Here is a 14,996-nt window from a genome sequence, read left to right as displayed (position 1 = left end):
CGAATAAGCCCCCAAATTCAGCTAAGAATTAAGTTGAGTTTGCACAAGTTTACTCGCACATTCTCAGAAAAAACAGCCAAAAACAGCCAAAAACTCACGAAAACTCAGTCCTAAAAAGTTAATTTTGAGGTTTTTTCCTGTCCCGGTACGCTTAAGATTTATTTAACAATTTAACAGCAAACTCTACAATCCCAAATTCAGCGATTGTAGCAGAGGCAAGCTACCAACTGTAGCATTTAAGCAAACTGTACTTTCATAATTGAGCAAGCCGAACTAAACGAAAAGACGGTTAAAGTTGCCTAAAAGATAGCGGCCTCGTTATTAGCCATTCAGCTATGGCATATTAATGTATCGGAACAATAGCGGTAGCGTTTTTCTCTTCTTGAGTTGCAGTACAGGGAGCCGAGTTTGATTGAATGCAGTGCTAACGCACTTTTGTATAAGAGAAGTGAAGTGGAAGAGTAATTTTTTCGGGCTGCCAGAATGCTCATGCAGAGTGTTCGCTATCTTCATCTGCTCTGTTGCCTCGCTGATTCAGGTACTAATGCCAGTGATGTTACGACTACTACAAAGGTCAGGTTCTTCTAAGAAGTAATGCCTGCCAGCAATAAGCGCGAGTTGCATTCTCCACACAGAGGGTGCAACTTTTTGTGAGAAGAAACAACATCACAATTGTTACTGAGGACTACAAAAAGCTTTATATTTTAACCCTTATATTTCCTCTTATTTCCTCTTATTTCCTAATATCTCCTACTTGTCCCTAATATTTCCTAATATTTCCTCCAAAATTCACAAAATTTAATTAAGTTAAATTAAGTTTCGCTGCTTTTTAATTGATTTTTTGTACTCCGACACCTCTTGAATCCTCCTAGTTAGTGCGCTAGTCGCATAGCAAGCCATGTCAAATAGACGTTATAGGGGGGTAAAAATGAGCAATTTATGGTTTTTATGGTTTTTGCAAGAGTGCCAGAGGATTTGTTGGGAGTTGAAGTTAGCGATCGTTCACTTTCGACAGCCAAGGCTCGAAAGTTTGGCTCTTGGCTGTTTGGACTTTGATAAAACTGTGCTTGACGCGAGCGTGAGTCGATATTGAGGCCAGGAGCGAGCCTGTTGGTGTACAGGGTAGCCGCCTTTACGATGGAGTGGATCATCGCACGACGCATTCGAGTTGGTGCTGTTGAGTATCGGCGGAGGACGCCCAACGCGATCGCGCCTTGCCCTCCTGTTTGCAAGCGAAGCAGCCGGCTGATGTCGATGATGGCGAGGGAATCGTTCGTCCGATAGCCAGCAAGAGCGCGATCGCCTTGCACTTAGGATTACCCCATTCATAAGAGTGCATCGTTTTTATTTAAAAGTAATAAATAAAGCTTTGTACGGACAAAACCATTGCTTGCTACCGAGAAAGAACCGCCATAACCAGCCTCAACAGGCAAAGGCAGTCCTTGCACAAAAAAACAGTAATTTGACCGAAAAAGTCAGGCATTTGCAGGATATTTTCAGGTAAATGCAGGTAAAGTGTACCCCCTGCAAATACCTGCTTTCCGCCTGACTTTATACTGCAAACGCCTGACTTTATACTGCAAATCCCTGACTTTAGCTGACGCAACAATTAGCTAATTTTTTAGCGTTTTTAACAAAATCCGAATTGATTTAATAGTCAAGTTACAGTATCTAAATTGAATAAAAAATCAAGTTGAGCAAGTGCGAGAAAAGTGGAAGCGCAGCAGCCGTTATCTAAATTGAATAAAAAATCAAATAAGGAGTATGAGAAAATTGGCACCACAGCAGCCGTTATGTCAGCCTTGACAGTCGCGTAAATTGCTGTTGTCGGACTCGCGCTTTGCAATGGGCTAAACTGTTGTTGTCTAACAAAACTTGACAGTCGGATAAAAATTTACCGCCTGACTCGGTTTACAGTAGTCGCTCGGTTTACAGCAGTCGCTCGACTCCTAGCTATCAATGGCAGTTATAATTCTCCACGTTATTAATACAAGCAGTAATCTCTTGCCGTAAAGAGCGATCGCTAATACATTCCCACAAAAAAATAGTTCGCCGTCCCTGTCCCATACCTTACCGCTCTTATTGATGTATTTGGGCTTCAGTAGCCACTCGCGAGTCGTTCCTTATTCCATATCAACAGGGGTTGAACTGTGGGTAAGCAATATGCTCAATATTGATGGGGGGTGGATATTTTTTGTCTGCACCAATTAGTCAGGTTTGTGATCACAAAAACATTGCTTGCTACCGAGAAAGAACAGCTATAACCGACCTCAACAAACAAATGCACTCTCGACCCAAAAAAGCAGTAATTTGGCAGGTATTTGCAGGTGGCAAGCAGGATATTTTCGGGTAAATACAGGTAGAGTGCAGTCCCTGCAAAAGCCTGCATTCTCACGTTCTTTTGTACAGCAAATGCCTGGTTTTATACGGCACTTGCCTGACTTTAGGGCACCCAAAAATTAGCTAATTTTTTTGGTGGCAGCTTCGATCGACGGTGCGAGTCGCGAACAGATAAGTCTGCTGGCGGGCGATCGAGTTACCGCATCAAGCCGATCGCCTGGTTCATTCCGTGTCAGCACGAAGAAATCAAAAAACGGGGCAACGATCGGCAATCCGCTTGAACCGGGCAAGTTCTGCCGCGCCGACAACCGCCACAACATTGGCTTTTGTGACTTTCCGGCGTCGATCGCCTCCACAAAAACCGCCACAACAACAGGAGCAATGTGAGCAATCGGCACAGTCGAATATCGGGTAAAAATCAAGCGCCTTGATACCTAAGATTCCCCATTCATAAGGGTGCATTGTTTTTATTTGTGTACGTAAAAGTCAGGTTTGTGATCACAAAAACATTGCTTGCTACCGATAGAGAACAGCCATAACCAGCCTCAACCAGCAAAGGCACGAACAGCACAAAAAAACAGCAATTTGACCGAAAAAGTCAGGCATTTGCAGGATATTTTCAGGTAAATGCAGGTAAAGTGCAGCCCCTGCAAATACCTGCAAAGCCCTGACTTTATACTGCACTTGCCTGACTTTATACTGCACTTGCCTGACTTTAGCTGACGCAACAATTAGCTAATTTTTTAGCGTTTTTAACAAAATCCGAATTGATTTAATAGTCAAGTTCCGGCATCGGAATTGAATTAAAAATCAAGTTGAGCAAGTGTGAGAAAAGTGGCAACACAGTAGCCGTTATCTAAATTGAATAAAAAATCAATTTGAGCAAGTGCGAAAAATTTGGCAGCGTAGCAGCCGTTATGTCAGCCTTAACAGTTGCATAAATTGCTGTTGTCGAGCCCGCGCTTTGCAATCGGCTAAACTGTTATTGTCCGATCAAGCTTGAAAGTCGGGTAAGCACTATGCTCAATATTGATGAGGGTGCATTATTTTTATGTCTGCACGCATTAGTCATGGTTTGTGATCACAAAAACATTGCTTGCTAGCAAAACTAAACAGCCTTAACCAGCCTCAACAAGCAAAGGCACGAACAGCACAAAAAAGCAGTAATTTGGCAGGAAATTGCAGGCATTGGCAGGATATTTTCGGGTAAATACAGGTAAAGTGCACCCCCTGCAAATACCTGTAATCTCCCTGACTTTATACTGCACTTGCCTGACTTTATACCGTAAATGCCTGACTTTAGGGCACACAAAAATTAGCTAATTTTTTTGGTGGCGGCTTCGAGCGACGGTACGAGGCGCGAACAAATAAGTCTGCTGGCGGGCGATCAAGCTTTCACATCAACCCGATCACCTGGTTCATTCCGTGTCAGCACGAAGAAATCAAAAATACGGGGCAACGATCGGCAATCTGCTTAAACCGGGCAAGTTCTGCCTCGCCGACGATCGCGTAAGAAATTTATATTAATGGTTCTATCCCTTCTAGCCGTAGGAAATATACGCGACCGGATGCGTCGCCTGCGACAATTGTGGCTCCATCGGTGCAACAACGTAACAGGCGATTGGGCGTAAGCGTGTTTATTGATGCCTACATCAGTTTGATTTTGAGGCAAAACAAGGACAACGAGCTACAAGTCACTGAAACCGGACAATTTTGTGTGGTTTTTTATTGACTGTCAAAATTAGCAGCTACCCTCCGAGCGTCGGCGAATCAGTTCGCCTATCCGCTCACGCACTACGGCATCCTCAGAGGCTAGCCAAGCGGTAATGGTGGCGACACCGTACCGAGTCCCCGGCGCACAATGGCCAAACATCTGTGTAATCAGGGTTTGAAGCTGTTGTGGGTAGTATTCGGGCCACCAAACAGTCGCAATTTCTCGCAATTTTTCGGCATCGGCGGGGGCGATAATTTCTGGCTCTGGCACGGGTTGGGGGGGGTTTGGTTCTTGCGGATTGTCGCCCAGTGCCATCGGCAGAGCCGTCAGTTCCGAGAATGTCGCTCGCTCCGAATCGGTCAAAGCGGCCCAAACTTTCTCGCGGTTGGCAGCTCCCCTGGCACAGACATCTTTAAGGATTGGCAGAATGTCGGCCGCTGCCCGTCGTGCGATTTCAGTATCGAGTTCTGCCGTTGCTACACGAATCATCTCCACCAAGTCACGCTCGTCTTCATTGAGTTCAAAGTGCTGACCTGAATGTAGACCTGAATGTAGACCTTGTGACGGCTGGATACCTTGCTCTGTATGGCTCGTGTAGACCGTGTAGACCGTGGGGGGGGGTGAAACTTCTACAGCATCAGCAGTAGTGTTTACTTGGTCAGATGAGGTTGAATCTGTACCAGCGTCAACAATGAGGTTTGAATTAGCAGAAGTATTTTCATTTTTTTCTGCAAGTTCTGAGGTTAGGTCTACATGGTCTACACAATCCTTATGGGGTATGGGTTCTAGGTCTACACTCAGGTCAGCACTGTGTAGGCTTAGGTCTACATTTTTCTGTTCAAGCGTTTCCTCTACGGTCACAATGCCTTTGTCGGTATCCGTCCGCAACCTCAACCCTTTGATTACTGCACCAGCAGCAGCACGCTCTTTGCTTACGTCTTTCCAGCCAAGCACTTCCCGGCAGAGTTCAACCAAATCTGCTGAGAAATTGTTCTTGCCTTTGGCGCTGTACCCACCGCCAGTACAGTAATGACTGTAGGAGCCAAACAAGGTAGAACTGGTTGGTATGTAAGTTTTATCTTTCCATTCGTTTTTGTCGGCTCCGACAGCAGTTTTAGCGTCGGCATCATGTATCACTAACTCATTGAGCCATGCTGCCATCGGGTCAGCGCGTACCCTGTCCTCCCAGAATGTGCTGTTTATAGATTGGTCTTCAGGGTCTAAGATTTGTTCAATTTCTGATACCGGGATTGAGAGTAAATACTTGGTAAATGCGCTTATTTCTGGCTCGAATTCGCGTACCAAGTTACGGTTGCGCTTAGTAGGAGTGTATGCAAATTCCTGCTGTATAATCCTTCGTTTCAACCAGGAAAGCGCACTTGCTGGGAAGCAGGGCTGGTTAGCAGTTATCAGTACCAATCCAGGGAACCGAAAAGTTACTGAACGCTCGTAAAGATTGCGACCGCTAATCAACGCACCGCCAGTCATTGACCGGAAGTTTGACAGATTGCCTGTATACTTTTCTTGGTCGTCAAAAATAGCTAATCGTTTGGTTTGTAATTCGGCTACTTTGTCTTGTTTGGTGAGGTCTTCAAGCTTGCCAACCCAAACATTTTCTTCTCCTACAACCATTGTTATCAATTGAGTAAGAGTCCCTTTCCCCGTGCCTCCATATCCAGTCCCTAGCAAGCATTTCTGAAGTTCAGCCTTTCCTCGCAAAGTAGCAGCACAAAAGGCTAATAATATATCCTTCATGTGCTTGTCGCCCTTAGTTGCTTGGTTTAGCCAATTTTCAATCTTTGACCATCCAGCATTCACAGCACTGCCTTTGTATTTATGTGGTAAAACCCAAGTCATTCTGAATCCTGGGCTGTGTTCGTGCCATTTATTGTTTTCAACTTCTAGTACACCGTCTTGAAAAGGTAAAAGTTCATTTGACGGTCGTTCCAGCCACTTGAATTCAAACAATGTGCGCTGGAGCCAGCCTAAAACATTCTTAATGAAATTGTCATTCGGCATTACTCTCCGCGCCCGACACAAGTTATGAACTAAATGCCGAACATAATCCTCTGCAACTCGTGTCCAAACTCCTGGGAATTCGAGACTATATTTCATCCAAGATTTATGAGAACTTGAATATAAGAGTTCGTCGCGCAAGTCCTCAGCGAGTTCGTCTCCGATGGTTTGTGGTGTTATCTCTTTCTCTTTCTTTTCCCCTTCGGCATTACCCTCTTTCTCGCCAAATAATTTGGCTTTGGTGAGGATTGCTCGGAATTCTTCAATCCCTTTGTGCTGAATAAAATCATCCATTCCTTTAAATTCATCCTTCGGACCGGCTTCCCAGCACCCGGTGACTGAGCGTACTGGCACATTAAATTTAGCCAATTGCTTGGCCAATTTCCGCTCGGCCGCACAGATATTGGAATTTGTGAGGGCATCAGCATCAAAGGCAATAATAAAGCCAAAACCAGCTTCTGCAAGCCTTCTCAGTGCGGGCACTAAAAATCGCTGATTTTCGGGGTCACGGGCCTTGCCAGTAAGACCTTGCTCTACTCCCAGCAGGGAAATTGTAGGGATGCCATTTGAGCATCCAGCAAGGGCCTTGAATACCCCCTCAGTAAGGAGGATATAAGGCACATCATTTATATAAAAAGCTTCTCGCTTTAGCGCTTCAATCTCCCAGTAGAGCGGGTTGTCGGGAGATGGGGGGACGAGAGCATCGAATTCTCCGACTGACGTTAAATACTTTGGCGGCTCCTTCTTGCCTCGCTTCGGTTCTCGGATATCCGGCCGGTATTGTACTTGCCCATTTTGCCCTATGAACAGGATGCCCGCCGATTTTGTCGAAATCCCATAGAGCGAAGCTTGGGCGATGCTGGCACTGAAGCTGCATTCGCGGGCCCAAGGATTGAGTAAGCCTCTGCCTGCGATGTGGGCTTCATGTTCGGGGGTGAGGAATTTTTCGCCGATGCTGCATAGAACTCCCCCTAACTCCTGATTTCCTTGCACCAGTGGGGGGCATTCTGCTAGAATTGAGGCAGGTTGTGTGTTTGGCGCATCCTCTTGGTGGGGGGATGCAGATTCAATTAAATTGTCTACAGATTGACTTGTATTTTCGTTAGAGTATGGCACAATGAGTGTAGCTTTCACTCTTTGTTAGAGTGTGAAAGCGATGTCCTAGCTCTTTAATCCGTAGCAAGATTTGGGGGAGTTAGGGTGAATATAGAAATTGCAAAAAGCGCGTAATCCCTTTGATTAGGCGCTTTTTTGCTGCGACGCTTCATCATCAAATTCAATTGCCAGAAACAACCGCACGGCGCGCTCAACCAGGCTGGAGCGCGTGAGTTTCTGCGTGGGGCCGCGATTCTCATCTAGGGCTTGGATAAGAACCGGGTCGATAGATACGTTGATACATTGTTTGGTTCGCATCGGTTGATTTTCCTCTGGGTTCTAGTAATAGTGTCACCACATTTTTAAGTTTTGCTAGTTTTACTCCTTTTGGTTTTGCTTGCTGTGGTTGGTTTGGCTGCGGGTGAGTCTTTGGGTTCAGGAGGGGGGTTGGTTTCTAGCCATATTTGCATCGCATCCTCAATCAAGATATTGCACAAATTAGATATACTCCTCCTTTCCTCCTTAGCCCGACGTTCCAAAGCCTGATAAAGCTCTGGGTCTAAATATATAGTCGTTCTCGGTTTTGGTGTTGGCACTGAAAGCGATTGAAAAGGGTGATGTTCATTATTCTCCCTTTTCAAGCTCCTTTTGTCATTCAGGTGCATTCTTTATTGACAAGTTCATTGTTAATTGCTAAATTAACACGTATATCGATAGAAATCGATTTTATCGATAAAGTACCGATTTTTCCTGATAAATTATGAAACCCGACGAACAAGCCCAAAGCCTTGCCGTGATTGATGTAGAGTCCGAAGCAATCGATAATTGTGTCGAACCAGAGGAGCTAGAGGAGACTGAGCAATGGTACTCAGCTTTGCAGATCCAGGGGCTGCTGCGGTTGTCTAAAGCCGGACTGCAACAATCGATTTCCAAGTTGCAAAGCATCTACGGGCTGGATATCACAACCCTACGCCGTGGCGCTGCCAGAGCTACCCAGTATTCTGAGCTTGCCCGCAAAGCTTGCAAATTGTTAAATGCTGGAAAACTTAGCGAATTGCGGAAACTGGTAGAAAACGCACCGACCGCATCCCCTGCTTCCCAAGTTTCCACGTTAACAATTTCGGAATATACCCCAGTTCTTGATAGACGGATTGCAGAATTGAAGCAAGTTTCTACTTCTAATTCCGCCTCTCTAAACCAAAATGTGCAGCAGCTTCTAGCTCAAATTGCTTCCGAAAATCAGGCAGCCCAACAGCGCGATGCTGACTTGGACAATGCTGAAATCAATGCTGCTCAAAACCGTGGGGCCACGCGTGCTCTGGCAGTATTTCAGGCTGAGCAAAAAGCTCAAGCTGAAGTTCTGGCACAACTGCGGGCAACGAAGCTGGGGGCTGAATCATGAGCTTTTACAAAGTGAAAGTGCAGCGCGAAAGCAACACCCCGCGAGTGTTTAATGTCAATGCCAAAAAGTCTCAGGACGCTGTTCTAGTGGCAGCCCAAAGCCTTCGAGAGGAAGGGATAACAGACGCGAAAGGTATCGAAGTCATCGGTCAAGTCAACAGTTTAAGGGATTGATTAATATGGTACGAATCATCAATGGCGTAGTGTTTGAAGACGGCAAACCGGGAAAACGGGTTATCAATACTAACGGCGGAAATTACGTTGAGAAAATCGAGGGTGATTTTATCGCTGGCACAGTTATCAATCACAAGCCGACTCCAACACGCCAGGACTTATCTAAAGATGGCGATGCAATTGACGTGAAATCTGAGGAGGTTTAGGCGATGCTTGATGATGACAAAGACTTCGACAAAAACGTGACACGGCTGATGATTGGCGGTGCGTTATTGACCAACGCTCTTGTCTTTGCGGTCGGCTACGACACAGGCTATCAGTCTGGAGCAAAACGAGTCCCGGAGCCGACAATTATTCACGGTAACGTCACGATTAACAACAACAACAGCAACAATTTCAGCCAGCCGTCACCCGTCGAAAAGTAGGCGGCTGGCTTTGTAAACCTCTCCTAGCTTGCGCTGGGAGAGTTCTATCTAAGGAGATTGTACTATGGATTTTGGACGCAACGACAGCAGTAGCATAGCGATACGCAACCCCGCAGCGGGACACAGCCCATACATTGATGAGAAGGCGGGAGATTGGGCTGACACAGAAGCGGACATCCTCTCTTACTTGAGCGATGTTAATAAGTTGGAGGCGATGGCAGATAAAGCTTCCAACGCCGAACAACTCGCTCTAGTTCTGGAACCGTTTTTGGACAACGCTACGACCTATCTGGAGGCGCTGGAAAAAATCAGTGACGGTCAAGTCAGGTGGACAGAAATTAGGAAGAAATTCGGCTCTAAAGTCGGGAATGCCATCGCTAAAATCCGCAAGCTCAATGCGGAATTTGGGGCTGAGATGGAGCAACTAGATGCCAAAGACCGTGCAGCAATGCTCAAGATTGAAACCAAGCGTCAGCACGGACTAGCCGAGATTGCTTCCGAGCTCACAGGCGACTTACAGGCCGAGCTGTGGCGACACGAGAACAAGATGGAAGCCATCGCCAATCGCGGTGAGGTGGCGTCCAAGCGCCAAACAATTCAAGAATCACTTCGAGAAAGGCGACAGAAGCTGCTTAGTCGCGCAACAGTCGGCTCGGACAAAGGGATTCAGGAAAAAGTACCAGTTGTCATTGGATCAGCCAGCCTCTCCAACAGCGTTTCGGCAACTGGTACGGCTAGAGGGTTTGGGGGCTGGTTTGCGAACGTAATGAATTTCAACAACCGTTAAGCAAAAGGGGACTTATGCACGAATTTATCGGGGCGAGTCCCCTTTCCTTTTCGGGAGGGGGAATTCAACAGCACCAGCACCAGCAACAGCAATATCAAGCTACAGCACCAGCACCAACAATTGACCAACCGCAGCCGGAAGAAACCAATGCCGAACGCCAATACCGGGATGCTGCTAATTTCTGTGAAGTTATCGCACCCACAGCTATTGGTTCAGCAGTGGTTTTTGCCTTCCATGCCATGCAAGTCGCAGGCGGGTCAATTGTTGCAATCGGGATTTACCAGATTTATCTATTAGCCAAGATTACCGGGCAATCGAAGCATCGCTTGCCTGCTGCAATTGTTGGTGCTGGGGTGACTATCGGCATGGTTGCTAGCCTTGCCGAGCCAATAGCTGAAGTACAACAAGCAAGCGATGCAAAAACACGTCTAGCGACAGGAATTAAAGAGATTCAGACAGTAAAAAAACCTGTTTCCAATAACTTTGATTACTTGCCGTCCATCGCACTTGCCGCCATCATTTTGTGCCTAATTTTCAAATTCAAAGGAGCGAGCAAGTAATGGCATTAACTTCAAAACACGCTCAATTGCTTAAATCTAATCGTGCGCTCCTCCTGACCTTTGAAAGCTTCCCGATTGCGGGTAAATTATCGGCAGTTGCTCTGGCACTTTTGCTGGGGATATATGGCGGAATAAACGCGCTCAAAGGGACGGCCAGCGATACGGTACAGGTCTGTATCCGCAACAAACAAGCGCTGCAATGTGCTGACAAGGCAGGTAAACCCTACATCATGACCAAGTACCACGCAGAGCAGTGGAAAGCGGACGGCGTACCCGGTGAGGTAGTTTTTCAAAAGTCTATCCCCGCAGCCAATCCACACAAAGCGCTGTGGATGGCACTTGCTGCTGGTAGTTTCGGTGTTGCGGGAGTGGGTTTAAGAAGCTTGCAGAACTCTGAACGCCAGCTTGCAAACTATGAGGTCATTGCAGAGAAACGCGACCTAGCAAAAGGGCAACTGGCTGCTCGTGCTGAGTTACTGGAAGATTACCGCAATGTGACAATTAGGGAAGTCCAGGTGCAGGGCGATTTGGATGCTACCGCCAACGATTGCGCTGTGGTTCTCAAGCAATGCGAAGTTTTGGGTGAAGCCGATATTAAGATTGCTCAACTGGAGGCTGAGGAAGCCATTTTTGATGCAGAAACTGCGGGATTGTCGGATGAGAAGAAGCAAGAATACATCGCCTTTTTGCGAAACCAAAAGACTCCCTTCCAATTGACAGGTACTCAAACACTCGACGGTATTAACAACCCTAGCGACAAAGTAGAATCTGATTCAGTATCAATAATTAAGTCAGCCAAAACCCCCGGAGAACAACTCTTAGATGACTTGGCATATTCCGACAAGTCAATGATTCTTGCAGGGTCTACCGGGGCGGGGAAAAGTCACACTCTGAGTGCGTGGTTAGATTCTGTGTACAGCCAAGCACGAAGCAAAGGACAAACTGCATCGGTATGGATTCTTGGACGGAAAAACGATAGTTTCTGCGGGTTGCGGGAAGCGGGGAAACTAACAATTTTTAATTCGATAGACCCGACGAAAGCTTACAAATTAATTGAGAATTTCCACAAGAATTTCTTAGCCAGACTCGAAAACATATCCGAAGATGAGCGCAAACATCTACCCCCGTTACGCTTGATTTTAGAGGATTGGTCATCCATCGTTTTGACGCTTCGGAAGGCTTACAAGGCTCTCTGGGCAAAGATTGAATTGATGTTGCTCGACATTATTACAGTCGGTCGAGATTACAATGTTTGCCTTCTAGTCTTAGCTCAGTCGCTAAACCTTGAAGCGCTTGGATTGGTTGGAGATGCAAACTTGCGGGCAAACATGGCGATTGTAGCCCAGGGGCTTTTGGTCAAGACCGCAGACGGTAAAACTAAGGGCGATTATCTGCTGGTTGAGTTGTCGATTAAGAACCAGTACATCGTCTCCGATAACGCTCAAAGGGCAATGCTCTTAGCACAGCTTAACGAGTTAATGGCTGAATCTGAAGCCAAGCAGATTCCAGTTTTCTTTACGACTTTGGGGAATGGAAACGTCGGTTTGTTGCCTCGCATCGAGAAGGCTGTCATCACACTTACGCCCAAAGAAAGACACGAACAATTGGCTTTTGATATCGAGAAATTCAGGCAGTATTTGATTCAGTGTGAGGCAGGGATAGCGACTGCTGAAACCTGCCAATATTCACAGCCATCTGGCTCTGAATATTGGCAGCGAACTTACGATTTAGAGTTTAATTTGGGCGATAAAAAGCCGTCCGATAGTCCGACAGAGGATTCCCCAGAGGATTCCCCAGAGGAAGTGTCCGACTATGACAACGGACAGCCAGAACCGTTGTCAGACAAGCTGTCCGGCGAAGTGTCCGGCTTCGTGTGGACTGTCCGACGGTTTGGTCAGATGTTCCCTAACCTGGCTCCTGAGCAATTATTTGTGTCCGTGTCCGAGGCTGCTTTATCGGGCGCAAATATCCGCACAATTATCAAGTCAGTTTTAAAGTGTGGTGAAAAAAACGGTCATCCCACACGCAGCTATTCACGCCACGGAAAAAGCCTCTTGAAGTGGTTAATTCAAAATTACGATGATGGAGAGATTGCACAGTTGCCAAAAATTCAAGAGTTCCTACAAAACGAAAGGGGTAATAACAATGCTTAGTAAGTTATTAAGGGTGATTCCCGGCTAATTGCTTGATGCAATTTACGATGCCATTTTTGCAGAGTTAGTCAGGCGCGGTGACATCATCCTCTCTGATGACTTGAACAACAACGACTACAACTAAGGAGAGCAAAACGATGCCAACCATGAAGCAGTACGAACATTCCGGCAATCCACCAATTCCTGATGAATTAGCTACCTGCATCGCCTTCTTGCAAGCTGCCCAACTCAGAGCCGAAGCGCACATCTGCAATCCATTTACAGATACGTCGTGGCTGGAAGAACCAGAACAGAAATTGATAGATATTGCCAGCGAAAGCATTGACTTAGCTGTAGCCAATGCAAGAAGCGTTAAGGGAGGCGTTGAGACGGAATGAGGATGAAGATGAATAAACCCAGCAGCACTTACTTAATCTCTGTCCGCCCGACGTGGGCTGATGCGTTCTTCCTCTCTCAGAATCCTAAGACGATCGAACTGAGAAAAGGCAATTTCGGAACCTCTCTAAAACCGGGCGATAATATTGCAATTTACGCCACGATGCCAGTTGCTGAACTGCTAGGAATTGTCCGGGTTTTGAAGCGTGAGATACTACCTATCGATCGACTGTGGCAAGCATCGCAGCACGGAAGGCTGGCAAAAGTATCACGCCAACAGTTCGATGCTTACTACTGCAATCAGGAATCAGGTATTGGGGTTTGGGTACAATCAGCCCAACTGTTACCTAAGCCGATCGCACTTTGCCGACTTCGCCAGTTCTGGGGTCATCGCTGGCAACCGCCCCAGCAATTACAACAATTGAGTGATGATCGACTGGCCGCACTGAACATCGCCCGCTGAACATTGCCAACACAACCGAGCGCTACGGTGTTACAGACAATTTGACTGAAACGAACTAACAACTAATAGGAGAAAAAAAGATGATAGGAGATAAAAGCTTTTACGATGTCTGTACGAAAATGTGGGGGGCAAACCTAGAAAAAGCACCAGAGGAGTACAAGCAAGAATTGCTAAGCGAATTAACAAGCCTGTACGAAGTAGGTGGCTGTTTTGAGGATGAAGGTTTCATCTCTTCGTCCTGCAATGAGGAAAAATTCACCATCAAGCCGATGAACTGGTTTCGGTCAAGAATCGAGTGTGAAGCTTTAATCGAATTCTGCAAGAGCTAAACCACTGAACATCGATCGCTGAACATTGCCAACCTAAACGAGCGCTACGGTGTTAAGCGCAATTTAATGCCGTAGCACCAACCAATACCCAAACCCAAAAACTTATGAGCTCGATCGAGACAATCTTCTTTTACCGCAGTTTTCTTTGCTGGTGCGATCGGCGAGGGGACTGGATTCCACTGCACAGATTACGGGTATTCTTACCCTGGAAAAGGTGGCAAGGATGCCGCTAAGGCACAAGTAGATTATTGCCTAAAACTGCGGTACGGGAAGCGCCAAAACCCCTAGACCCGCTATACTGCGATTATTGGGGCATAGGATGAAATACCAATTGCCAATTACCAATTATCGATTACCCATCGTGTAAAAAGCTCCCCCGACCGAAAATGTCAGGGGAGCTTTTTTGTTTGGACGATCGGGCAAGCCAAAAAAACCCGGCATTAACCGGGGTATCGATTCCTAAAGCCTGGGATGTGTCTTCCAGAACTCTTCAATTATCTCAACCATCGCATCAGCATCACCTAAGCTAGCCTTCGATTTTGGATTCTTGGCTTTCAACTGATTGAGCAAGTCGGCCGCTTAAATTCCCCAGAACCAGAGCGGATTTGGAGGAAGATTGAAGCACATCAAACTGACACCCAATAGACTTCCCCGGTTTCGGCGCTTACATCAACCACGCAATCACCCATCCGACAGCGCCACCACCGGTTATCCGGGGAGGTATCGTTTAAAAGTTTCAGCAATTCACAACACTTCCTCCAATCTTCCAAGCTCACAGAAGCACCCCATTCCGGTAAATCCCCACGCTCTTGCGCGAACAGAATTAATTTGATTGCTTCCTCTACGTTGGGTACGGTTTGCTCCGCTAAATATTCTGCTTTAAGTTCGGCAGCCCTCTTATCGTATTCCGCCCAAGGTAGACGTGCTCTTCCTAGCTCAGTGAGTCTGGCGTGGTACTCTTCAATTTTCATGCTCCCTCCAAAATCTCCAATATCGTCTCCACATCTGCAAGCTCCACCTTTGATTTATTGCGTCGCCCTTTCAACTGGTTGAGCAAGTGGGCTGGCTCTGGTAGTTCGATCAAGTTAGCAATCGCCAAAACTACTGAAGCCGCTACACTGTGGTTAATTGGAATAGCACCCGTTGCCAATTATCGATTACCCT

General features: G+C 46.5%; 21 protein-coding genes. 11 read left to right on the top strand and 10 right to left on the bottom strand.

Annotated features, from left to right (window positions below):
* Positions 1-872: 872 nt before the first annotated feature.
* Entirely contained in the window at positions 873-1,310 is a 438-nt protein-coding gene (locus tag QUA03_RS15980; protein ID WP_333213253.1) for a hypothetical protein, read from the bottom strand.
* 646 nt (positions 1,311-1,956) lie between these two features.
* The gene (locus QUA03_RS29030) at positions 1,957-2,067 is read right to left on the bottom strand and encodes a Tn3 family transposase (protein ID WP_445304856.1); all 111 of its coding nucleotides are present in this window, start codon (positions 2,065-2,067) and stop codon (positions 1,957-1,959) included.
* Positions 2,068-2,194: 127 nt separating this feature from the next.
* Between QUA03_RS29030 and QUA03_RS15975 the strand changes: the two genes are divergently transcribed.
* On the top strand, positions 2,195-2,353 hold the full coding sequence (locus QUA03_RS15975; protein WP_333213252.1) for a hypothetical protein: 159 nt from the start codon (positions 2,195-2,197) through the stop codon (positions 2,351-2,353).
* 106 nt (positions 2,354-2,459) lie between these two features.
* Here QUA03_RS15975 and QUA03_RS15970 read toward each other — a convergent pair whose 3' ends face one another.
* The 5 genes from QUA03_RS15970 to QUA03_RS15950 form a co-directional block, all read right to left on the bottom strand.
* Complete coding sequence (locus QUA03_RS15970) at positions 2,460-2,738, bottom strand: hypothetical protein (RefSeq protein WP_333213251.1); 279 nt, start codon at positions 2,736-2,738, stop codon at positions 2,460-2,462.
* Between the two features lie 118 nt (positions 2,739-2,856).
* The gene (locus tag QUA03_RS15965) at positions 2,857-3,045 is read right to left on the bottom strand and encodes a hypothetical protein (RefSeq protein ID WP_333213250.1); all 189 of its coding nucleotides are present in this window, start codon (positions 3,043-3,045) and stop codon (positions 2,857-2,859) included.
* A 1,036-nt stretch (positions 3,046-4,081) separates the two neighbouring features.
* On the bottom strand, positions 4,082-7,204 hold the full coding sequence (locus QUA03_RS15960; protein ID WP_333213249.1) for a DUF3854 domain-containing protein: 3,123 nt from the start codon (positions 7,202-7,204) through the stop codon (positions 4,082-4,084).
* Positions 7,205-7,309: 105 nt separating this feature from the next.
* The gene (locus QUA03_RS15955; RefSeq protein WP_194010830.1) at positions 7,310-7,483 is read right to left on the bottom strand and encodes a hypothetical protein; all 174 of its coding nucleotides are present in this window, start codon (positions 7,481-7,483) and stop codon (positions 7,310-7,312) included.
* A gap of 44 nt (positions 7,484-7,527) precedes the next feature.
* A complete protein-coding gene (locus tag QUA03_RS15950; RefSeq protein WP_333213248.1) occupies positions 7,528-7,761 on the bottom strand; it encodes a ribbon-helix-helix domain-containing protein in 234 nt (77 codons plus the stop codon).
* 164 nt (positions 7,762-7,925) lie between these two features.
* On the opposite strand from QUA03_RS15950, the gene QUA03_RS15945 reads away from it, so the two are divergent.
* The 10 genes from QUA03_RS15945 to QUA03_RS15900 all read left to right on the top strand — a co-directional run bounded on the left by QUA03_RS15945 (position 7,926) and on the right by QUA03_RS15900 (position 13,832).
* Positions 7,926-8,567 carry a hypothetical protein gene (locus QUA03_RS15945; RefSeq protein WP_333213247.1) on the top strand — a complete coding sequence of 214 codons (642 nt, stop codon included), beginning with the start codon at positions 7,926-7,928 and terminating at the stop codon, positions 8,565-8,567.
* Complete coding sequence (locus tag QUA03_RS15940) at positions 8,564-8,740, top strand: hypothetical protein (protein ID WP_333213246.1); 177 nt, start codon at positions 8,564-8,566, stop codon at positions 8,738-8,740. Before QUA03_RS15945 ends, QUA03_RS15940 begins: the two co-directional genes overlap by 4 nt.
* Positions 8,741-8,745: 5 nt before the next feature.
* Positions 8,746-8,946: a hypothetical protein gene (locus QUA03_RS15935; RefSeq protein ID WP_015179858.1), complete on the top strand. Its 201-nt coding sequence runs from the start codon at positions 8,746-8,748 to the stop codon at positions 8,944-8,946.
* 3 nt (positions 8,947-8,949) lie between these two features.
* Entirely contained in the window at positions 8,950-9,165 is a 216-nt protein-coding gene (locus tag QUA03_RS15930; protein ID WP_015179857.1) for a hypothetical protein, read from the top strand.
* Positions 9,166-9,229: 64 nt separating this feature from the next.
* The gene (locus QUA03_RS15925; protein WP_333213245.1) at positions 9,230-9,952 is read left to right on the top strand and encodes a hypothetical protein; all 723 of its coding nucleotides are present in this window, start codon (positions 9,230-9,232) and stop codon (positions 9,950-9,952) included.
* Positions 9,953-9,966: 14 nt separating this feature from the next.
* Entirely contained in the window at positions 9,967-10,512 is a 546-nt protein-coding gene (locus tag QUA03_RS15920) for a hypothetical protein (RefSeq protein ID WP_333213244.1), read from the top strand.
* The gene (locus QUA03_RS15915) at positions 10,512-12,665 is read left to right on the top strand and encodes a hypothetical protein (protein WP_333213243.1); all 2,154 of its coding nucleotides are present in this window, start codon (positions 10,512-10,514) and stop codon (positions 12,663-12,665) included. Before QUA03_RS15920 ends, QUA03_RS15915 begins: the two co-directional genes overlap by 1 nt.
* 137 nt (positions 12,666-12,802) lie before the next feature.
* Positions 12,803-13,042 (top strand): hypothetical protein, encoded by a 240-nt coding sequence (locus QUA03_RS15910; protein WP_333213242.1) that lies wholly within the window; start codon positions 12,803-12,805, stop codon positions 13,040-13,042.
* A gap of 8 nt (positions 13,043-13,050) precedes the next feature.
* On the top strand, positions 13,051-13,503 hold the full coding sequence (locus tag QUA03_RS15905) for a hypothetical protein (RefSeq protein ID WP_333213241.1): 453 nt from the start codon (positions 13,051-13,053) through the stop codon (positions 13,501-13,503).
* 80 nt (positions 13,504-13,583) lie between these two features.
* The gene (locus QUA03_RS15900) at positions 13,584-13,832 is read left to right on the top strand and encodes a hypothetical protein (RefSeq protein WP_333049008.1); all 249 of its coding nucleotides are present in this window, start codon (positions 13,584-13,586) and stop codon (positions 13,830-13,832) included.
* 44 nt (positions 13,833-13,876) lie between these two features.
* Here the strand turns inward: QUA03_RS15900 and QUA03_RS15895 are convergent, their stop codons facing one another.
* From QUA03_RS15895 to QUA03_RS15885, 3 genes are all read right to left on the bottom strand, one after another.
* The gene (locus tag QUA03_RS15895; RefSeq protein WP_333213240.1) at positions 13,877-14,017 is read right to left on the bottom strand and encodes a hypothetical protein; all 141 of its coding nucleotides are present in this window, start codon (positions 14,015-14,017) and stop codon (positions 13,877-13,879) included.
* 441 nt (positions 14,018-14,458) lie between these two features.
* Positions 14,459-14,803 (bottom strand): hypothetical protein, encoded by a 345-nt coding sequence (locus QUA03_RS15890; protein ID WP_333213239.1) that lies wholly within the window; start codon positions 14,801-14,803, stop codon positions 14,459-14,461.
* On the bottom strand, positions 14,800-14,982 hold the full coding sequence (locus QUA03_RS15885; protein WP_333213238.1) for a hypothetical protein: 183 nt from the start codon (positions 14,980-14,982) through the stop codon (positions 14,800-14,802). Before QUA03_RS15885 ends, QUA03_RS15890 begins: the two co-directional genes overlap by 4 nt.
* Positions 14,983-14,996: the final 14 nt, after the last annotated feature.

It is taken from the genome of Microcoleus sp. S36b_A4, assembly GCF_036700645.1.
In the GTDB taxonomy this organism is placed as follows: Bacteria; Cyanobacteriota; Cyanobacteriia; order Cyanobacteriales; family Microcoleaceae; genus Microcoleus.
The sequence above is the reverse complement of the archived record's forward strand: the minus strand, read 5'-3'. Positions and strand labels throughout refer to the sequence as shown.

Bases quoted from the DNA above. Each gene is read 5' to 3' on its own strand.
- QUA03_RS29030 (WP_445304856.1), bottom strand. From the start codon at position 2,067: ATGGGACAGGGACGGCGAACTATTTTTTTGTGGGAATGTATTAGCGAT.
- QUA03_RS15955 (WP_194010830.1), bottom strand. From the start codon at position 7,483: ATGCGAACCAAACAATGTATCAACGTATCTATCGACCCGGTTCTTATC.
- QUA03_RS15945 (WP_333213247.1), top strand. From the start codon at position 7,926: ATGAAACCCGACGAACAAGCCCAAAGCCTTGCCGTGATTGATGTAGAG.
- QUA03_RS15940 (WP_333213246.1), top strand. From the start codon at position 8,564: ATGAGCTTTTACAAAGTGAAAGTGCAGCGCGAAAGCAACACCCCGCGA.
- QUA03_RS15935 (WP_015179858.1), top strand. From the start codon at position 8,746: ATGGTACGAATCATCAATGGCGTAGTGTTTGAAGACGGCAAACCGGGA.
- QUA03_RS15930 (WP_015179857.1), top strand. From the start codon at position 8,950: ATGCTTGATGATGACAAAGACTTCGACAAAAACGTGACACGGCTGATG.
- QUA03_RS15925 (WP_333213245.1), top strand. From the start codon at position 9,230: ATGGATTTTGGACGCAACGACAGCAGTAGCATAGCGATACGCAACCCC.
- QUA03_RS15920 (WP_333213244.1), top strand. From the start codon at position 9,967: ATGCACGAATTTATCGGGGCGAGTCCCCTTTCCTTTTCGGGAGGGGGA.
- QUA03_RS15915 (WP_333213243.1), top strand. From the start codon at position 10,512: ATGGCATTAACTTCAAAACACGCTCAATTGCTTAAATCTAATCGTGCG.
- QUA03_RS15910 (WP_333213242.1), top strand. From the start codon at position 12,803: ATGCCAACCATGAAGCAGTACGAACATTCCGGCAATCCACCAATTCCT.
- QUA03_RS15905 (WP_333213241.1), top strand. From the start codon at position 13,051: ATGAATAAACCCAGCAGCACTTACTTAATCTCTGTCCGCCCGACGTGG.
- QUA03_RS15900 (WP_333049008.1), top strand. From the start codon at position 13,584: ATGATAGGAGATAAAAGCTTTTACGATGTCTGTACGAAAATGTGGGGG.
- QUA03_RS15890 (WP_333213239.1), bottom strand. From the start codon at position 14,803: ATGAAAATTGAAGAGTACCACGCCAGACTCACTGAGCTAGGAAGAGCA.